Consider the following 15,751-nt stretch of genomic DNA (forward strand, 5'->3'; position numbering starts at 1 on the left):
GCCGGGACCGTGTGCGCCGCCGCGGATCCCCGGGACCGGGTTCGCCGCGCCCCGGCCCGCGGCCGTGCGCGCGGCCCGGCGACGCCCGTGGGAGCGGATTCGCGGGAACGGATTCACCGAGCCGGTGGGGGCCGGCGACCAGCGAGATCATCAGAGGGGAAGGGGTTTAACCACGTGCCGGGTGAGCTGTATTGGCTGCTGGATGACTTCGTCACGAGTGTGGCGGACGTCTCGCACGCGCTGATCCTGTCCAACGACGGGCTGATGATGGCCTCGTCCCGAGGGCTGAGCAAGGAGGACGCCGAACACCTGTCCGCGGTCGCCTCCGGCTTCCAGAGCCTCGCCAAGGGCACCAGCCTGCAGTTCGGCGGCGGTGCCGTACGCCAGACGATGGTGGAGATGGACTCCGCGTTCCTCTTCGTCACCTCCGCCGGTCAGGGGAGCTGCCTGTCGGTCATGACCACCGGCGCCGCCGACGTGGGCCTGATCGCCTACGAGATGGCCCGCCTGGTCACCCGCGTCGGCCAGCACCTGGCCACCGGACCACGGGTGGCCGGCCAATGAAAGACGACGTCGAGTGGGTCGACGAGGAGGCCGGTCCCGTTGTCCGCCCCTACGCGATGACCAGTGGGCGTACCCGGGCGTCGTCGTCCTCGTTCGACCTGCTCGCGATGGCGATGGCGACCGGAGCGCCGGTCGGCCCCGGGGCGAACCTGGGCTCCGAGCACCGGCGGCTGCTCAACCTGGTCAGGCGGGCACGCCCGATCGTGGAGATCGCCTCGGACGCGGGGCTGCCGGTCGGCGTGATCAAGGTCCTCCTGGGCGACCTGCTGGACCAGGGTCTGATCCAGGTGCGGTCGCCGCTCCCCGCCGCCTCCATACCCCCGGAGAGCCTCCTGAAGGAGCTGATCAGCGGCCTGCGGGCGCTGTGACGCCTCCCGCGACCCCGGCGGCGGGCAGGGGCGCCGTGGGCGCCGTGGGCGCTGCTCCCATGCTCGCGATCCCACCGGCCGGCGCGCCCGCTTCCCGGCCGTAGCGCCCGAGCCGGTGTCCGGCCCAGGCGGGGGCCGGGAGTACCCCGGCCCGCTCCTCTAGCTCTGGCTGGCCGTCAGCACCCTCAGGGAGTGCTCCACCAGCGTCACGAGCACCGTCTTCGCCGAGACGCGGCGTCGCACGTCGCAGAGCAGCACCGGCACGTCCATGTCGAGGTCCAGGGCGACGCGCACTTCCTCCGCCTCGTGCTGCTCGGCACCGTCGAAGCAGTTGACGGCCACGATGAACGGCGTGCCGCGCTGCTCGAAGTAGTCGATCGAGGGGAAGCAGTCGGTGAGCCGCCGGGTGTCGGCGAGCACCACCGCACCCAGCGCGCCGTAGGACAGCTCGTCCCACATGAACCAGAACCGCTCCTGGCCCGGCGTGCCGAACAGGTAGACGACCAGGCCCTCCCTGATCGTGATGCGGCCGAAGTCCATCGCGACCGTGGTGGTGGTCTTGCCCTCGACGCCGTCGACGTCGTCGATGCCGATACCGCGGTCGGAGAGGATCTCCTCGGTGCGGAGCGGCCGGATCTCGCTGATGGCGCCCACCAGCGTGGTCTTGCCCACCCCGAAGCCACCCGCGATGAGAATCTTGAGGGCGACGGGTTCGTCAGAGGGCCCGAAGTCCATTGATCACTTCCTTGAGAATGCGCTCGCTCGCGGAGGCGCGCCCGATCGAGATGAGCTTGTGGTCCTGCAGGTCGCCGAGAAGGACCCTGACCACGCCGAGCGGCAGGTTGAGGTCCGAGGCGACGTCGGCGACCGAGGTCGGAGTGGTGACCATGGCGAGGATGCGTTCCTGTTCGGGGCCTGGGACGAATCCCCCGGACGGAGCGCCGCGAGTCGAGGTGACCATCGCGACCAGGTCCAGCTTGTCACCGGAGGAGCGGGTGCGACCCCCGATGAGCGCGTACGGCCGGACGACCGGTCCGGCCTCCTCGTCCATCCAGTTCGTCATCCAGACCTCCGGCACCGGGCGCGGGGATCTAACGGTCCGTCAACGACGCGGCTGACGCGGCCGACGCGGCCCCCCGTTCCCTCGCTCACGAGAGACCCTGGCGCGGGTTGGTGGAGATGTGCTGGCCGACCCGCTTGACCAGCATCGCCATCTCGTACGCGATGTGGCCGACGTCGGCGTCGGAACTGCTCAGCACGGCCAGGCAGGTTCCCTGGCCCGCGGCGGTGACGAACAGGAACGCCGACTCCATCTCCACGATGGTCTGGCGCACCTCGCCACCGCCGAAGTGGCGTCCCGCGCCGCGCGCCAGGCTCTGGAATCCGGCGGCGACCGCGGACAGATGTTCGGCGTCCTCGCGCAGGAGGCCCTTCGAGAATCCGACGGCCAGCCCGTCGGTGGAAAGGATCACCGCCTGGCGCACCGCGCCCACCCTGGTGATCAGGTCGTCGAGGAGCCAGTTCAGCTCGCCGGTGTTGGTCAATTTGCCGGTCATTTGTCCCCCTTATCGCCTGTCGTATGGTGCGCGAAGTCATTGTCCTGCTCCTCGCGCCCGCGTCGCGCTCCCGCCTGGAAGGCGGAGAACAGCGCGCGGACCTCGTCCGGCGAACGCTCCTCGCTCGGCTCCGGCCTCGGCTCCGGCTCGGCCGGCTCGGACTCCTGGCGGAGCTGAGGCGCCAGGTTCGCCTGCCGGACCCGGCGAGGCAGGCCGCCCGGCCCTGTGGGGGGCTGTACGGCCGTCTGGCGCGTCGGGCCGCCGTTGCCGCCCTTGTCCCGGGCCTGGGCGTCGCGAGGCGTCTCGTGGGTCTCACGGGGCGCCTGGGGCGCCCCCTGCGGCGGTGCCGGGGAGGACGCGCCGGGAGGAGCCTCACGCGCCGCCGCGTCCCAGCCCGTCTCCCAGCCCGCGGGCGCGGGCGGCCGCCCCTCCTGACCCGAGGACGGGGTACGGGCGGGCAGGTCGGTCACCACGCTGAGGGACGGGGCGCCGGGCTGGTCCGGCTGGTCCTGCTGGAGAGGGTGGCCCGGCTGGTTCTGGGAGGCCTGCCTCGTCCTGCGCGGGAGGCCGTTGCCGTTGGCCGGAGGGGCGAACGTGCCCGGCGGGGTGGTCTCGAACGTTTCCTTCTGACGCGCGGCGGCGCGCTCGGCGGTGAAGGACGTTCGCTCCGCGGTGAGGGCGAGCGGAGAGTCCTGCTGGGCGATCACCGAGCGGGGGATGAGGACGATGGCCGTGGTGCCGCCGTACGGCGAGCCGCGCAGGATGACCTGGATGCCGTGCCGGGAGGCGAGCTGGCCCACCACGAACAGGCCGAGCCGGTCGCTGTCGGCCAGGTCGAACTCCGGCGGGCTGGCCAGCCGCTCGTTGATCGCCGTGTACTCCGCGGTGCTCAGGCCCAGGCCGCGGTCCTCGACCTCGACGGCGAACCCGTTGGCCACCACGTCGCCGCGCACGGTCACCGCGGTCTGCGGCGGCGAGAAGATCGTCGCGTTCTCGATCAGCTCGGCCACCAGGTGGGTGATGTCGGCGACCGCGGCCCCGTCGAGCGAGACGTCGGGCACCGGCACCACGTTGACCCGGGTGTAGTCCTCGACCTCGGCGATCGCGGCCCGCAGCACGTCGACCACCGGAACCGGCTTGCGCCACGTCCGGCCGGGCGCCGCGCCGGACAGGATGATCAGGCCCTCGGCGTGCCGCCGCATGCGGGTGGTCAGGTGGTCGAGCCGGAACAGGTCCTCGAGGCTGTCGGGGTCGGTCGCCCGGTGCTGCATGCTGTCGAGCAGGGTGAGCTGGCGGTGGAGCAGGCTCTGCTTGCGCCGGGCCAGGTTCACGAAGACCTGGCTGACACCGCGCCGAAGGTTGGCCTGGCCGACGGCGGCCTCCACGGCGGTGCGCTGCACCGAGCCGAACGCGTGGGCCACGTCGTGCACCTCGGTCGAGCCGCCCGCCTGGATCGGCGGCGCCTCGGCCCGCACGTCGACGTCCTCGCCGCGCCGCAGGCGTTCCACGACGCGGGGGAGCCGCACGTCCGCCAGGTCCAGGGCGGCCGAGCGGAGCCCGGCCAGCTCGGTGGCCAGGCGGCGGCCGAAGCGGACCGAGATGATGATCGACGCGACCACCGCGATCAGGCCGACGCCGCCGGCGATCAGGATCCGGACCATGACGCCGGTGGCGACGTCCTGGGCCCGGTCCGCCAGCTTCTTGGAGGCGGCGAGGTTGACCTGGTCGAGCCAGTTCGAGATCGAGTTCGTGGTCGCCTTCCACGAGCTCGCCTCGGAGGCCAGCCGGCCGCCGGTCGATCCGACGATGGCCTTCTCCAGGTCGGTGAACTTCCCGAAGGCGGCGGAGGCGAAGGTGTCGCGGTACTGCGCGCCCAGCTCGGAGTCCAGCGAGGCGGCGCCGCGGGCGTGCAGGAAGCGCCGGGTGGCGACGTACTCGCCGAAGGCCTTGCGCTCCGCCTCGGAAAGCCGGTAGTCGATCAGCGCCCCGCTGATCAGCGCGTTCTCCCTGGCGATCATCTCGTGGGCGTTGCCCATCCCCTGCATGGCCGCGGCCTGCTGGAAGATCGAGAAATCGGGCACCGCGGCCATCTGGTCGTACACCAGGAAGACCGCGTCGAGGATCTGGTTGTAGTTCGACAGCACGTCCAGCCGCGTGTGCTGCCCGCTGTCGACGCCGGAGCGGACGCTCGGGAGCTTGTCGAGCTGGCGGAGCAGCTCGTCCAGCGAGTTGCTCAGTTCCGGGCTTCCGGAATCATCGCTGACGGCGGCTTTCCTGAACTCCTCGACCGCGCGGTCGGTACGGATCCGCTGGTCGCCCATCCCGCTCGTGAGGACCCGGGAGCTGATCGCCACCGACGACTGCGTCCGCTCGGCCTGGAGCTGAAGGCCCAGCTCGGTGGAGGTGACGCCCACCGTCTGGTAGAGGGCGTTCGCCTTCAACAGGGCGATCCCGTCACCGACGGTCAGGTTGAGTACGAAGCCCCACAACGCGCTCAGCGACAGCAGCGGCAGGAGCAACAGCAAGAAAATCTTGAACCGAATCGAGCGGTTTCTAGAGCTCATGTCCACTCGTCCCAACCCCTGCGCGTGTGGAGGCTCGTGCCGGTTTAGGGATGGATACGCCTCCGAAGATCGCACAGGAGACTAGCACCGAATAAGGTTTTTGCGCAGTGGAGGATCCGATGATTAGTGTGATTACCGGGGCTAGTGCCGGAATTGGCGAGGCCGCCTCGGTGGAGCTCGCGAGACGCGGGCAGAAGGTAGTTCTGGTCGGCCGTAATCCCGACAAGACGGCGCGCGTGGCGGAAAGGGTGAAGGCGGTCTCCGGAGTACTTCCGGATACGTTTACCTGCGATTACACCCTTTTGGATGATGTGCGAAGGTTGGCGGCGGAACTGCTGTCCCGCTACGAGCGGATCGACATCCTCGTCAACAACGCGGGCGTCATGACGACCAAGCGCACGCTCACGCGCGACGGCCACGAGACGATGATCCAGGTCAACCACCTGGCCCCCTTCCTGCTGACGAACCTGCTGCTCGAACGGGTCTCGGGGCGGGTGATCACCACCACCTCCCGCGCGGGCAAGACCGGGCGCCTGGACCCGTCCGACCTCGACCGCGAGCGGCGGCGCTGGAACGGCTGGCTCCAGTACGGGGACTCCAAGCAGGCGAACGCCCTGTTCACGGTGGAGCTGGCCCGGCGCCTCCGGGACACCGAAGTGACCGCGACCTGCTTCCATCCCGGCGTCATCAAGACCGAGTTCGCCCCGTCGACGTTCATGATGTGGATGGTGAAGAACGTTCCCGGCATGGGCCAGACCGTCGAGGAGGGCGCGAGCACCCTGGTCCACCTCGCCACCCACCCGGACGGCGGAGCCCATCCGGGCCGCTACTTCGCCAAGAGCGCCCCCGCGGCCGTTCCCCGGGGAATGAGAGACCCCGCGCTGGCCCGCGCCCTCTGGGACGCGAGCGCCGCCGCCGTCGCGTGACCGTCCACGCGGCGCGGTGACGAGAGGTGACGGCGCGGGCGCCGGACGCCCACGGAGACGAGCGGTGACGGCGCCGGCGCCGGGGGCCCACGGAGACGCACAGGTGTCCGTGGGCGTCCGGCGCCACGGTTCGCGGCGGGGATTTCCCCACGTGTCACCGGCCGTTCGCCCGATGTTGGGCGGGTCCGGTTACCGTCCGGGGCTGTGAGCGTCACAACCCCGCTGCGGGTCGTCCTCCCGGCCGCCGCGGGCAGGGACCCGTTCTTCGACAACGCCAAGTTCCTGGCGATCACCCTGGTCGTGTCGGGCCACCTGGTCGAGGACCTGCGGGACGTCCCGGTCGCGCACGCCGCCTACTTCTTCGTGTACACGTTCCATATGCCGCTGTTCATCGTGCTCAGCGGCTACCTGTCACGAAATTTCACCTTCTCGTCCGGCAAGGCGCGCAAGCTGATCAGCACCCTCGCCGTCCCGTACGTGATCTTCGAGCTGATCTACTCGCTGCCCCGCCTCCTCCTGTACGGCAAGCTCGACATCAGCCTCCTCGACCCGTACTACCTGACCTGGTTCCTGATGTCGCTGTTCCTGTGGCGGCTGTCCACACCGGTCTGGCAACAGCTGAGGTGGCCGCTGGTGGTCGCGGTCGGTCTGTCGCTGCTGTCGGGGATGAGCAGGCTCCCCGACGAGCTGTCGATGAACCGCACCCTCGGCCTGCTCCCGTTCTACGTGCTCGGGCTCATGTTGCGGCCCGAGCACTTCGAGTGGCTCAGGAGGCGGTGGGTCCGGGTCGCGGGCGCGGTCACCCTGGTCGCCGGCGCGGCCCTGGCGCTCGCCGTGCACACCTCCGTGAAGACCGAGTGGATCCGCTGGCGGCACGCCAACGACGTGATCGGGGTGGACGACCTCACCGGCAGCCTGATCCGCCTGGGCATGCTGGCCGCGGGGACGCTGCTCGTCGCCGCGTTCCTGGCGATCACCCCGTCCAGGCGCACCTGGTACTCCGGGCTCGGCATGGCGACCATGTACGCCTACCTTCTCCACGGCCTGGTGGTGAAGGTGGCCGAGCGGTTCTACGGCGACTGGTCCCAGACCGTGCCGGGGGTGGCGGGCGTGGCGCTCTTCGGGGTCGGACTCGCCGCCCTGCTGTGCACGGCGCCGGTGCGGCGCGTCACCCGCTGGGCGGTCGAGCCCGGCATGAGCTGGGCCTTCACCAGGCTGAGAAAACCGGGCTGAGAGAACCGGGCTGAGAAAACCGGGCTGAGAGAACCGGGCTGAGAGAACCGGGCTGAGAGAGCCGGGCCGCCGGGGGCACCGGGCCGAGAGAGCCGGCCCGGCCGGATTCGCCGGGCCGAGCGGATCGCCAGAGGGTGGCGGCCGGAGCGGGAACGGTCCGCCAGGGGATGCGGCCGGCTCCGGGACCGGTCAGATCCGGATCGGTCCGCCGGAGGGGCGCGACGGCCCGTTCTGGAGCTCCGCGACCGCGCGGTAGGCGGCGGTGACGGCCGCGTCGGCGCGGGCGGCGGGAACGGAGTCGGAATTGGCGATCGCGATCCGGCCGTGCGGCCTGCGGGCGACGGCCGCCGGGGGCTGCCCGTCGGGGTAGAAGTCGAGGTCCCACGGGGTGGCGTACTCGGGCGCGTAGCCATGTCCCCACCGGTTGACCGTGATCGCCTCGATGTCGCGGGCCGCGTCGAAGCCCCCCGGGCCGAGCAGCCGGGTGAGCTGGTCGCGGATGCTGTACTCCAGGTGCTCGTACGGCGTCTCGATCAGGGCGTAGCGTCCGGCGACCGAACCGTGCGCGGGGGACACGCCGGGGGTGACGGGGGTGCTGACCATGTGCACGGCGATCGGCTCCTCGGGCCTCCTCGGGCACCGGTAGCCGCCGAGGTCGGCCGGGTCGTCGAGCTCGGCCACGCACCAGCGGGCGCCGGTGAACCGGGCGCGCCTGATCCCCAGCTCCCGCCAGGCCCGCCAGTCGCGGAGCTGGACCGTCGCGTACAGCAGGGGCACCTTGACCGACCGCCGCAGGGCCGTCCGCTGCGCGGGCGGGAGGTCGCCGACCAGGTAGGGGATCATCGAGTTCCAGCAGGCCAGGATCACACCGTCCGCCCGCACGGTCCGCACCCGCTCGCCGTCGAAGTAACCGACCGTGGCGCCGGTGGCCGCGCCGGGGAGGCCGTCGTTGGCGGCCGAGACCACCGGGCTGGACAGGCGCACCCGGACCCGGTTGCCCGGCCGGTCGAGCACGCCGTAGTCGAAGCCCGCGGTGGTGATGTCGTTCACGCCGGCGGCCGTGGCGAAGCCGGGGATCATCCGGGCGGCCATCATCCGGACGATCGCCTGGTTGCCCTCGGGGAAGCGGCAGGCGCGCGGTTCGCCCGCGTCCCACTCCTTGATCACGGTCGGGGAGTTGTACCTGGACGGCTTGGACCTGTCGAGCCCGAGCCCCTGGAACCCCGCGTACCGGTGCTCGTCGGCGCGGCCCCAGGCGTCGATCGCGCCGAAGGCGTCGGAGCCGTAGGCCCACTCGTCGCTCGGCATGGTCCTGACGAACGCCAGCACGTCCGGGTGGACCCCGCAGACGTCCCTGAGGAAACCCGAGTAGGTCAGCCGGGCCAGCCGCTCCTGTTTCTCCTCGGCGGACAGGCCGGGGAACCAGTCGGGCGCATCGCCGTACAGCATGAGCAGGTCCTTTTTGGCCCGCTCCGCGACGGGCAGCTCGGCGATCCATCGGTCGGGGCCCTCGCCGGGCGTGAGCACGACGAGCTTCTCCGCGTTCCCGGCAGGGAAGGCCTCCCGGTCGCAGAAGACGCTGTTGTGCATCCCCAGGCTCGCGTACAGTCCCCGGCCTGCGGGTTCCCCGAGCCTCTCGGGGTGGATGCCCAGCTTGGCGAGCAGGTCCCTGCCCTCGGGGGTCCACGCCGACGGGTGCTCCATCGACCGCGAGCCGCCGTACGCGACCAGCGGTCCCTTCCTGGCCGCCGGACGGAACTCGTTGCGCAGGGCGTGCCCGCCGATGTCGTCGTGGTTGTCGAGGATCAGGATCCGCGCGGCGGGGTCGCGCTCCAGCCACCGGTGGGCCGCGCTGAGGCCGCTGATCCCCGCGCCGACCACGACCAGGTCGTAGTGCTCGCCGGTGGGCTCCGGCATGCCCGCGTACGGCCAGAACCGCTGGTCGCGAAGGGCGTGGGGCACGCTGAGCGCCTCCGCGGTGTCGCCGCGCAGTCCCGTGAGGGACGGCGGATAGGACATGTCAGGTGAAAGCTCCAGAATCTCCGGGGGTGCGGGAGGGGCGTCGTCCCCACCGCCGACCCCGGTCAGCGAGCACACCGCCGCGATCCCGGTGGCCGCGATCACCCCATCGAAGAAGTCTCGACGGGAGATGGGACGGTCCATGCCGAGTTCCAGGGCCTTACGGGGATTGATCTCGTGAGGATCGGTCATGGGGCGATCATCACGATGTGAATGGATCGGCGGGGCTGCCTCGCTGCGTTTTCGGGAAGTTTTTACCCGGGCCATTAACGCGCTGTCGTGACATCTCCTACATGTGAGTCATGTCATGGTAGCTGGGAATTAAAGGAGAAGAGGGGGTGATGCGGCTTCGGTGTCGCCTGGGCTTATCCGATCCGGGAAAAGCCGTCCGCGCCGCGAGTGGCCCGGTACGCGTCCCACGCCACCCTCGGGCCGATCTCACCACGTTGCCGCTGCTCCGCGCCCTTTCGATGTCGCTCACCGGGGATTCCGCGGGGCGGGGAGGCGTGTCATCTGGATTACCGGATAATCCGGAACGTTATGGTCAGTCGGCTCGTTATCCGTATAAAATCAAGCCAGGGGATTCGCGATGGATCCGGCGCCTCCTGTCGCCGGGTGGTGAGGCGTGGCATGCCGGGGGGTGGCGTCCGCATTCGCTTTTTCCCTTTTGACGGATGCCACGGGGAGTATCGCGTGATCGGTAAGCAGGGAAGAGTCACCGGAAGGATCGGCCCCGGCCTGGTCGGGGAGGTGATGGTGGCGGTCCGCGGGGGCGTCGAGGCGTTCTACGCCCATCCGACGGTCCCGGACGAGGAGATCGCCCCGTCCTCGATCGTCGTGGTCGTCGAGTTTTTCCCGCCGCGCACGATCTACGTCGCCCGTGCGCTTCCCTGACCCCTTTCGCGACCCGCCCCCGGCTCCCCGAGCCCTCCACCCCCCGCTCCCTCGAACCCGATCTCCCCGCTCTCCCTCACTCTCCCCTGCTCTCCCCCACACCGCGGAAGCCGAGATGCCCATGGAGTACCTCGTCATAGGGGGCGTAGCCCTTGTCGCCCTTCTCGTCATGATCCTGTTGTTCAAGACCGTCTGGCGGGTGGCGGAGCCCAACGAGGCGCTGATCATCTCCGGTCTCGGCGCCCGGGGTAACTCCACGGACGCCGACAGCCTCGGGTTCAGGATCGTCACCGGCAAGGGCACCTCCGTGCTCCCCGGTTTCCAGACCGCGCGCCGCCTGCGCCTGGACAGCCGCGCCGCCAACCTCCAGGTCTCCTGCGTCACCCAGCAGGGCATCCCGGTGGTCGTACGGGGCGTCGTGATCTACAAGGTCGGCGACGACCTGCACTCGATCGCCAACTCCGCCCGGCGCTTCCTGGACCAGCAGGACTCGATGAACGGCGCCATCCACGAACTGTTCACCGGTCACCTGCGCTCGATCATCGGCAACCTCACCGTCGAGGACCTCATCCTCAACCGCGAGCGGCTGACGGGCGAGACCCGCGCCTCGGCCGCCGACGAGATGATCAGACTCGGTCTGATCGTCGACTCCCTGCAGATCCAGGAGATCGAGGACGGGACGGGCTACATCACCAACCTCGGCAAGCCGCACGCCGCCAGCATCGCCGCCGCGGCCCGCATCGCCGAGGCCCAGCGCGACCAGGAGGCCACCCAGGCCGAGCAGATCGCCGCCGCGAACAAGGCCGCGGCGTGGCGCGACTCGCAGATCAAGCAGGCCGTCTACCAGGCCGAGATCGACGAGGCCCAGGCCAGGTCCCGCCAGGCGGGGCCGCTCTCCGAGGCGTCCGCCCGGCAGGAGGTCGTCGTCCAGGAGACCCGCGCGGCCGAGCTCGAGGCCGCGCTGGCCGAGCAGCGGCTCCAGGCCCAGGTCCGCAAACCCGCGGACGCCAGGGCGTACGAGACCGTGACGGTCTCCCGGGCCGAGCGCGACGCCCGCATCGCCCAGGCCGAGGCCGAGGCGCGCGAGACCGAGCTCCGCGCCGCCGCGCAGGCATCGCAGGTCAAACAGGCCGCCGCGGCCGAGGCGGAGTCCGTGCGGCTGCGCGGTATCGCCACCGCCGAGGCGACGAAGGTCACCGGCTTCGGCGAGGCGGAGGCCGCCAGGGCCCGCGGCCTGGCCGCCGCCGACGCCTCCAAGGCGCAGGGGCTCGCGGAGGCCGACGCCGCCAGGGCGAAGGGCCTGGCCGCCGCCGACGCGATCAGGGCCCGCGCCGAGGCCCTCGCCGAGAACCAGGAGGCGGTCATCGCCCAGCAGCTCGCCGAGAAGTGGCCCCAGATCGTCGAGGCGGGCGCGAAGGCCTTCGGCAACGTCGACCACATGGTCGTCCTCAACGGCGCCCAGGGCGTCGAGGAGATGCTCGCCAAGGCCCTCACCCTCGGCGGCGCCGGCCTCGGACTCGCCCGCTCCCTCCTGAACACCGCCGCCCCCGTCAACGTCACCCCTGGCACCTCCGCCTCCGGCGCGGCCACCTCAGGTACTGTCGCTCCCGATGGACCCGGTGGGACCGATGCAGCCACACGCTCGGAAAAAGGGGCCACACCCCCTGAAAAACCCGCCACCCTCGCCCCCTGATCCTCTGTCCTCGTCCCCCTCCTCCCGATTTCTCCGGCGGATTTCTCCGTCGGGTCTCCCGGAGGGCGGATGGGGGCGGTGGGGCTTCCGGGGCAGGTGAGACCGGGTTTCCCCCGTGTGCGGTCGCGGGTCAGGACCGGCGTGAGACCTCCGCGCGAGGGACTCGTGACCGGTGGCCACTAATTCGGGGCACCCCGTTATGTGTTGTTCCTTTTTTCCAGGGCATACGCCTGGCAGCTGAGCAGACAGGGAGCGTGGAACATGACAGTCACCGGCATCATCACCGCCATTGTTATCGGCGCCATCATCGGTGCCCTGGGTCGGCTCGTCGTGCCCGGCAAGCAGGGCATCCCGATCTGGCTGACCATCGTGATCGGTATCGTCGCCGCACTCATCGGTACCGTGATCGCCGGAGCCCTGGGGGTCTCCGCCACATCCGGTATCGACTGGATCGAGCTGATCATTCAGATCGCCCTGGCCGCAGTCGGCGTCATCCTGGCGGTGAGCCTGTACGGCAGGCGAGGCGTCCGCTAGCCCGTGACCCGGGGAGGCCGGTTTCCGAGGGGAGAACCCGAGGAAATCCGGAGACCACCACCCTGGGCGCCTGCGACGGCCCCGTCCCGGATCCTTCCGGGACGGGGCCGTCGTCGTTCTCCGTACCGCCCGGACACGCGACACCGCCCCGGGCTCCGGCGGGCGACGCGTCGCCGGGCGGCGTGACCCGTCCGGCCAGTCGGGTTCACCAGCTCGTCGCGGTCAGGACACGCAAGTCGTTTCCCCACACACGTACTGTCCGCTCGAACTCGCTGGTTCCTAAAATTTCAGGACATCATCCCCAGGTGCTCGTGGCGCCCGCACGATCCAGGCCGGCGGCGGGTCAGGCTCGGATACCGGCAAATAAGAATTCCTTGACAACATAATTTGTCGGTCGTAGTCTGTGGTCATGCAGGAGATCGCCGTGATCGAGGACCCGGCAGCGGCCGAGGCCTCGCTGGACCCCATCCGGGCCCGGCTGCTGGCCGAGCTGAGCGAGCCCGGTTCCGCGACCATGCTGGCCGCCAAGGTCGGCCTGCCCCGCCAGAAGGTCAACTACCACTTGAAGACGCTTGAGGCGCACGGGCTCGTCGAGATGATCGAGGAGCGGCGCAAGGGCAACGTCAACGAGCGCATCATGCGCGCGACCGCGGCCTCCTACGTGATCTCCCCGACCGCGCTGGCGTCGGTCGAGCCCGACCCGGCACGTTCCCCCGACCAGCTGTCGGCGAGCTGGCTGCTGGCCGTCGCGGCCCGGCTGGTCCGCGACGTCGGGGCGCTCATCACCGGCGCCGCCAAGGCGCGCAAGCGCGTCGCGACCTTCGCGATCGACGGCGAGGTGCGCTTCGCCTCGGCCGCCGACCGGGCCGCGTTCGCCCAGGAGCTCGCCGGAGCGGTCACGGCCCTGGTGTCCAAGTACCACGACGAGTCCGCCGAGAAAGGCCGCGACCACCGGATCGTCGTCGCCGTTCACCCGAGCGTGAAGGAAACCCGATGACACACCCGTTCGAGCTGACCCAGGAGATCGAGCTCGCCGCCACCCCCGAGCAGGTCTGGGACGCGATCGCGACCGGGCCGGGCGTCGACTCCTGGTTCATGGGACGCACCGAGCTCGGCACGTCCGCCGGCGGCCCGGCCCACCTCACGATGATGGGCCACACCCAGCAGGCCACGATCACCGCCTACGAGCCCGGCACCCGCCTGGCGACCCGCGGCGCGGAGGCTCCCGACGGCCGGTTCATGGCGATGGAGTATCTCGTCGAGGGGCGCGGCGGCGGCACGACCGTGCTGCGGCTCGTGCAGCACGGCATGCTCGGTGACGACTGGGAGACCGAGTTCGAGGCGATGAAGGCCGGCTGGCCCATCTACCTGGAGACCCTCCGGCAGTACCTCACCCACTTCACCGGCCGCACCCCGTCGTCGCTCACGGCGGCCTTCCGGCCCGGAGCGGGCGGCCCGGACACCGTCTGGAAGATCGTCACGGAGTCGCTGGGCGTCACGCCTGACGTCGGCGAGGGCGACGACGTCAGGCTTCCCGACGGCTCCGCCGGGGTCGTCTACTACGCGAACCTGCCCGTCAACCTGGGCGTCCGGACGGACGAGGGCCTGTACCGGTTCATCTACTCCGGCGACGCCCGCGGCGACGCCCTCGTCCTCGGCCACCAGAACTTCGCGGGCCGCGACGAGCAGGCCGCGTGGGACACCTGGATGGCCGCGAACTTCGCCTGACCGGCCGGCTCGTCCGGAGCGGTAGTGCCACACCTTCCCGATACACCCCCTCAAGGAGCGAATCCCATGCGTATCGTGATCATCGAGTTCATGAGCCTGGACGGCGTCGTGCAGGCTCCGGGCGGACCCCAGGAGGACACCGACGGCGGCTTCGCCCACGGCGGCTGGTCGGCCCCGTTCTTCGACCCGGAAGTGGTCGGCGGTGCCTTCGACGACGCGATGAGCGGGGCCGAGGCGTTGCTGTTCGGGCGCCGCACATGGCAGACCATGGCCTCGGCGTGGCCCGAGCGGGCCGGTGACCCGTTCGCCGACCGGATGAACGCCATCCCCAAGTACGTCGTGTCCCGGACGCTGGGCGACGACGAGCTCACGTGGAACAACACCACCCGCATCCCCGGTGACGAGGCCGTCGCCCACATCCGGAAGCTGCGCGAGACCGACGGCGGCGACCTGGTGGTCATGGGAAGCCCCACCCTCGCCCGCACCCTCCTGAGCGAGGGCCTGGTCGACGAGCTCCGGCTCACGGTCATGCCGGTGATGCTCGGCGGCGGAAAGTCGATCTTCCCCGACGACGGTGGCCTGCGCACGCTCGAACTGGTCTCCACGGTCACCAGCGCCGCGGGCGTGAACGTGTGCGTCTACCGGACGGCCGGCTGAATCTCCAGGACGTCCCGGAGATCAGAAGGTGACCGGGGTCGCCCTCTCGAGGCGGGCGACCTCGTCCGCCGAGAGCCGCAGCGCACCGGCGGCCACGTTGGCGACCAGGTGGTCGGGGTCGCCGGTGCCCGGGATGGCCAGCACGTGCGGCCCGTGCCGCAGCGTCCACGCCAGCCGGACCTGCGCGGGCGTCGCCCCGTGGGCGCGCGCGACGGCGAGCACCTCGTCGTTCTCGGTGCCGCTCGCGCCCGCCTCGCGCCCGTCCCCGGCGATCGCGAAGAACGGCACGAACGCGATGCCCTGCTCGCCGCAGGCGCGCAGGAAATCCCGGCGCTCGGGGCTCGCGCCGAGACCGTACCTGTTCTGCACGCAGACCACCGGGGCGATGGCCAGGGCCTCGGCGAGGTGCTTGGGCCTGACGTTGGAAATGCCCAGGTGGCGGATGAGCCCGGCGTCGCGCAGCTCGGCCAGCGCGCCGAAGCGCTCGGCGATCGAGTCGGGGCCGTGGACGCGCAGGTTCACCACGTCGAGATGGTCGCGGCCGAGCTGGCGGAGGTTCTCCTCGACCTGGCCGCGCAACTGCTCCGGCCTGGCCAGGGGCAGCCACGCCCCCGAAGGGTCCTTGCCCGGCCCGACCTTCGTGGTGATGACCAGATCATCCGGGTACGGGGCCAACGCCCGGTTGATCAGCTCGTTGGCGGAACGCAGCGGCGAGAAGTAGAACGCGGCGGTGTCGATGTGGTTCACCCCGAGCTCGACCGCGCGGCGCAGCACGCCGATCGCCCGGTCACGGTCGCTCGGGGTGCCGTCGGCGTTCGCCGTCAGCCGCATCGCGCCGAATCCGATCCGGTTGACGACCAGGTCGCCGAGCTCCCACGTACCCGCCACCGCCGCCGTGATGCTCTCCGGTTTCATGGACGAAGTCTGCCACCACCGCCCAACCGCCCAGGAACGCCGCCCAGCGGGCGCGGATCCTTGTGAATCCGGACATCTTCGGAGCGAGGCGATCGCGAAG

The 15,751-nt window shown here is 70.7% G+C and carries 16 protein-coding genes; 10 read left to right on the top strand and 6 right to left on the bottom strand.

The features are described from left to right. The first annotated feature begins 174 nt into the window (after positions 1–174). Together ACTOQ2_RS15335 and ACTOQ2_RS15340 are read left to right on the top strand one after the other, a co-directional pair. Positions 175–564, top strand: coding sequence for a roadblock/LC7 domain-containing protein (locus ACTOQ2_RS15335; RefSeq protein ID WP_344745811.1), 390 nt, complete (start codon positions 175–177; stop codon positions 562–564). Continuing rightward, positions 561–932, top strand: a complete 372-nt coding sequence (locus ACTOQ2_RS15340; protein WP_440100245.1) for a DUF742 domain-containing protein — start codon at positions 561–563, stop codon at positions 930–932. Before ACTOQ2_RS15335 ends, ACTOQ2_RS15340 begins: the two co-directional genes overlap by 4 nt. Before the next feature lie 159 nt (positions 933–1,091). On the opposite strand, the gene ACTOQ2_RS15345 is transcribed toward ACTOQ2_RS15340, so the two are convergent. The 4 genes from ACTOQ2_RS15345 to ACTOQ2_RS15360 all read right to left on the bottom strand — a co-directional run bounded on the left by ACTOQ2_RS15345 (position 1,092) and on the right by ACTOQ2_RS15360 (position 5,052). Then, entirely contained in the window at positions 1,092–1,667 is a 576-nt protein-coding gene (locus ACTOQ2_RS15345; RefSeq protein WP_440100246.1) for a GTP-binding protein, read from the bottom strand. Continuing rightward, positions 1,648–1,995, bottom strand: a complete 348-nt coding sequence (locus ACTOQ2_RS15350; protein ID WP_362689693.1) for a DUF742 domain-containing protein — start codon at positions 1,993–1,995, stop codon at positions 1,648–1,650. Before ACTOQ2_RS15350 ends, ACTOQ2_RS15345 begins: the two co-directional genes overlap by 20 nt. Positions 1,996–2,080: 85 nt before the next feature. Continuing rightward, positions 2,081–2,488 (bottom strand): roadblock/LC7 domain-containing protein, encoded by a 408-nt coding sequence (locus ACTOQ2_RS15355; RefSeq protein WP_440067665.1) that lies wholly within the window; start codon positions 2,486–2,488, stop codon positions 2,081–2,083. Next, positions 2,485–5,052 (bottom strand): nitrate- and nitrite sensing domain-containing protein, encoded by a 2,568-nt coding sequence (locus tag ACTOQ2_RS15360; RefSeq protein ID WP_440100247.1) that lies wholly within the window; start codon positions 5,050–5,052, stop codon positions 2,485–2,487. The genes ACTOQ2_RS15355 and ACTOQ2_RS15360 overlap by 4 nt, the downstream gene beginning before the upstream one ends. A 119-nt stretch (positions 5,053–5,171) precedes the next feature. Here ACTOQ2_RS15360 and ACTOQ2_RS15365 point away from each other — a divergent pair, with 119 nt between their 5' ends. Beyond that, positions 5,172–5,978, top strand: a complete 807-nt coding sequence (locus ACTOQ2_RS15365; protein ID WP_440100248.1) for an SDR family NAD(P)-dependent oxidoreductase — start codon at positions 5,172–5,174, stop codon at positions 5,976–5,978. A gap of 204 nt (positions 5,979–6,182) precedes the next feature. After that, positions 6,183–7,211 carry an acyltransferase family protein gene (locus tag ACTOQ2_RS15370; RefSeq protein WP_440100249.1) on the top strand — a complete coding sequence of 343 codons (1,029 nt, stop codon included), beginning with the start codon at positions 6,183–6,185 and terminating at the stop codon, positions 7,209–7,211. Positions 7,212–7,400: 189 nt separating this feature from the next. Here the strand turns inward: ACTOQ2_RS15370 and ACTOQ2_RS15375 are convergent, their stop codons facing one another. After that, a complete protein-coding gene (locus ACTOQ2_RS15375) occupies positions 7,401–9,422 on the bottom strand; it encodes an NAD(P)-binding protein (protein WP_440100250.1) in 2,022 nt (673 codons plus the stop codon). Between the two features lie 501 nt (positions 9,423–9,923). Between ACTOQ2_RS15375 and ACTOQ2_RS15380 the strand changes: the two genes are divergently transcribed. The 6 genes from ACTOQ2_RS15380 (at position 9,924) to ACTOQ2_RS15405 (ending at position 14,736) form a co-directional block, all read left to right on the top strand. After that, a complete protein-coding gene (locus ACTOQ2_RS15380) occupies positions 9,924–10,124 on the top strand; it encodes a hypothetical protein (protein ID WP_362689711.1) in 201 nt (66 codons plus the stop codon). A 115-nt stretch (positions 10,125–10,239) separates the two neighbouring features. Next, a complete protein-coding gene (locus ACTOQ2_RS15385) occupies positions 10,240–11,817 on the top strand; it encodes an SPFH domain-containing protein (RefSeq protein WP_440100251.1) in 1,578 nt (525 codons plus the stop codon). 261 nt (positions 11,818–12,078) lie between these two features. Then, positions 12,079–12,351 carry a GlsB/YeaQ/YmgE family stress response membrane protein gene (locus ACTOQ2_RS15390; protein ID WP_389916749.1) on the top strand — a complete coding sequence of 91 codons (273 nt, stop codon included), beginning with the start codon at positions 12,079–12,081 and terminating at the stop codon, positions 12,349–12,351. A 409-nt stretch (positions 12,352–12,760) separates the two neighbouring features. Then, a complete protein-coding gene (locus ACTOQ2_RS15395; RefSeq protein ID WP_440100252.1) occupies positions 12,761–13,348 on the top strand; it encodes an ArsR/SmtB family transcription factor in 588 nt (195 codons plus the stop codon). Beyond that, positions 13,345–14,079 carry an SRPBCC family protein gene (locus ACTOQ2_RS15400; protein WP_440100253.1) on the top strand — a complete coding sequence of 245 codons (735 nt, stop codon included), beginning with the start codon at positions 13,345–13,347 and terminating at the stop codon, positions 14,077–14,079. Before ACTOQ2_RS15395 ends, ACTOQ2_RS15400 begins: the two co-directional genes overlap by 4 nt. A 66-nt stretch (positions 14,080–14,145) precedes the next feature. Further along, positions 14,146–14,736 (top strand): dihydrofolate reductase family protein, encoded by a 591-nt coding sequence (locus ACTOQ2_RS15405; protein WP_440100254.1) that lies wholly within the window; start codon positions 14,146–14,148, stop codon positions 14,734–14,736. A 21-nt stretch (positions 14,737–14,757) separates the two neighbouring features. On the opposite strand, the gene ACTOQ2_RS15410 is transcribed toward ACTOQ2_RS15405, so the two are convergent. Beyond that, a complete protein-coding gene (locus ACTOQ2_RS15410; protein ID WP_440100255.1) occupies positions 14,758–15,651 on the bottom strand; it encodes an aldo/keto reductase in 894 nt (297 codons plus the stop codon). Positions 15,652–15,751: the final 100 nt, after the last annotated feature.

This window comes from Streptosporangium sp. H16 (assembly GCF_051918855.1).
Taxonomy (GTDB): Bacteria; Actinomycetota; Actinomycetes; order Streptosporangiales; family Streptosporangiaceae; genus Streptosporangium.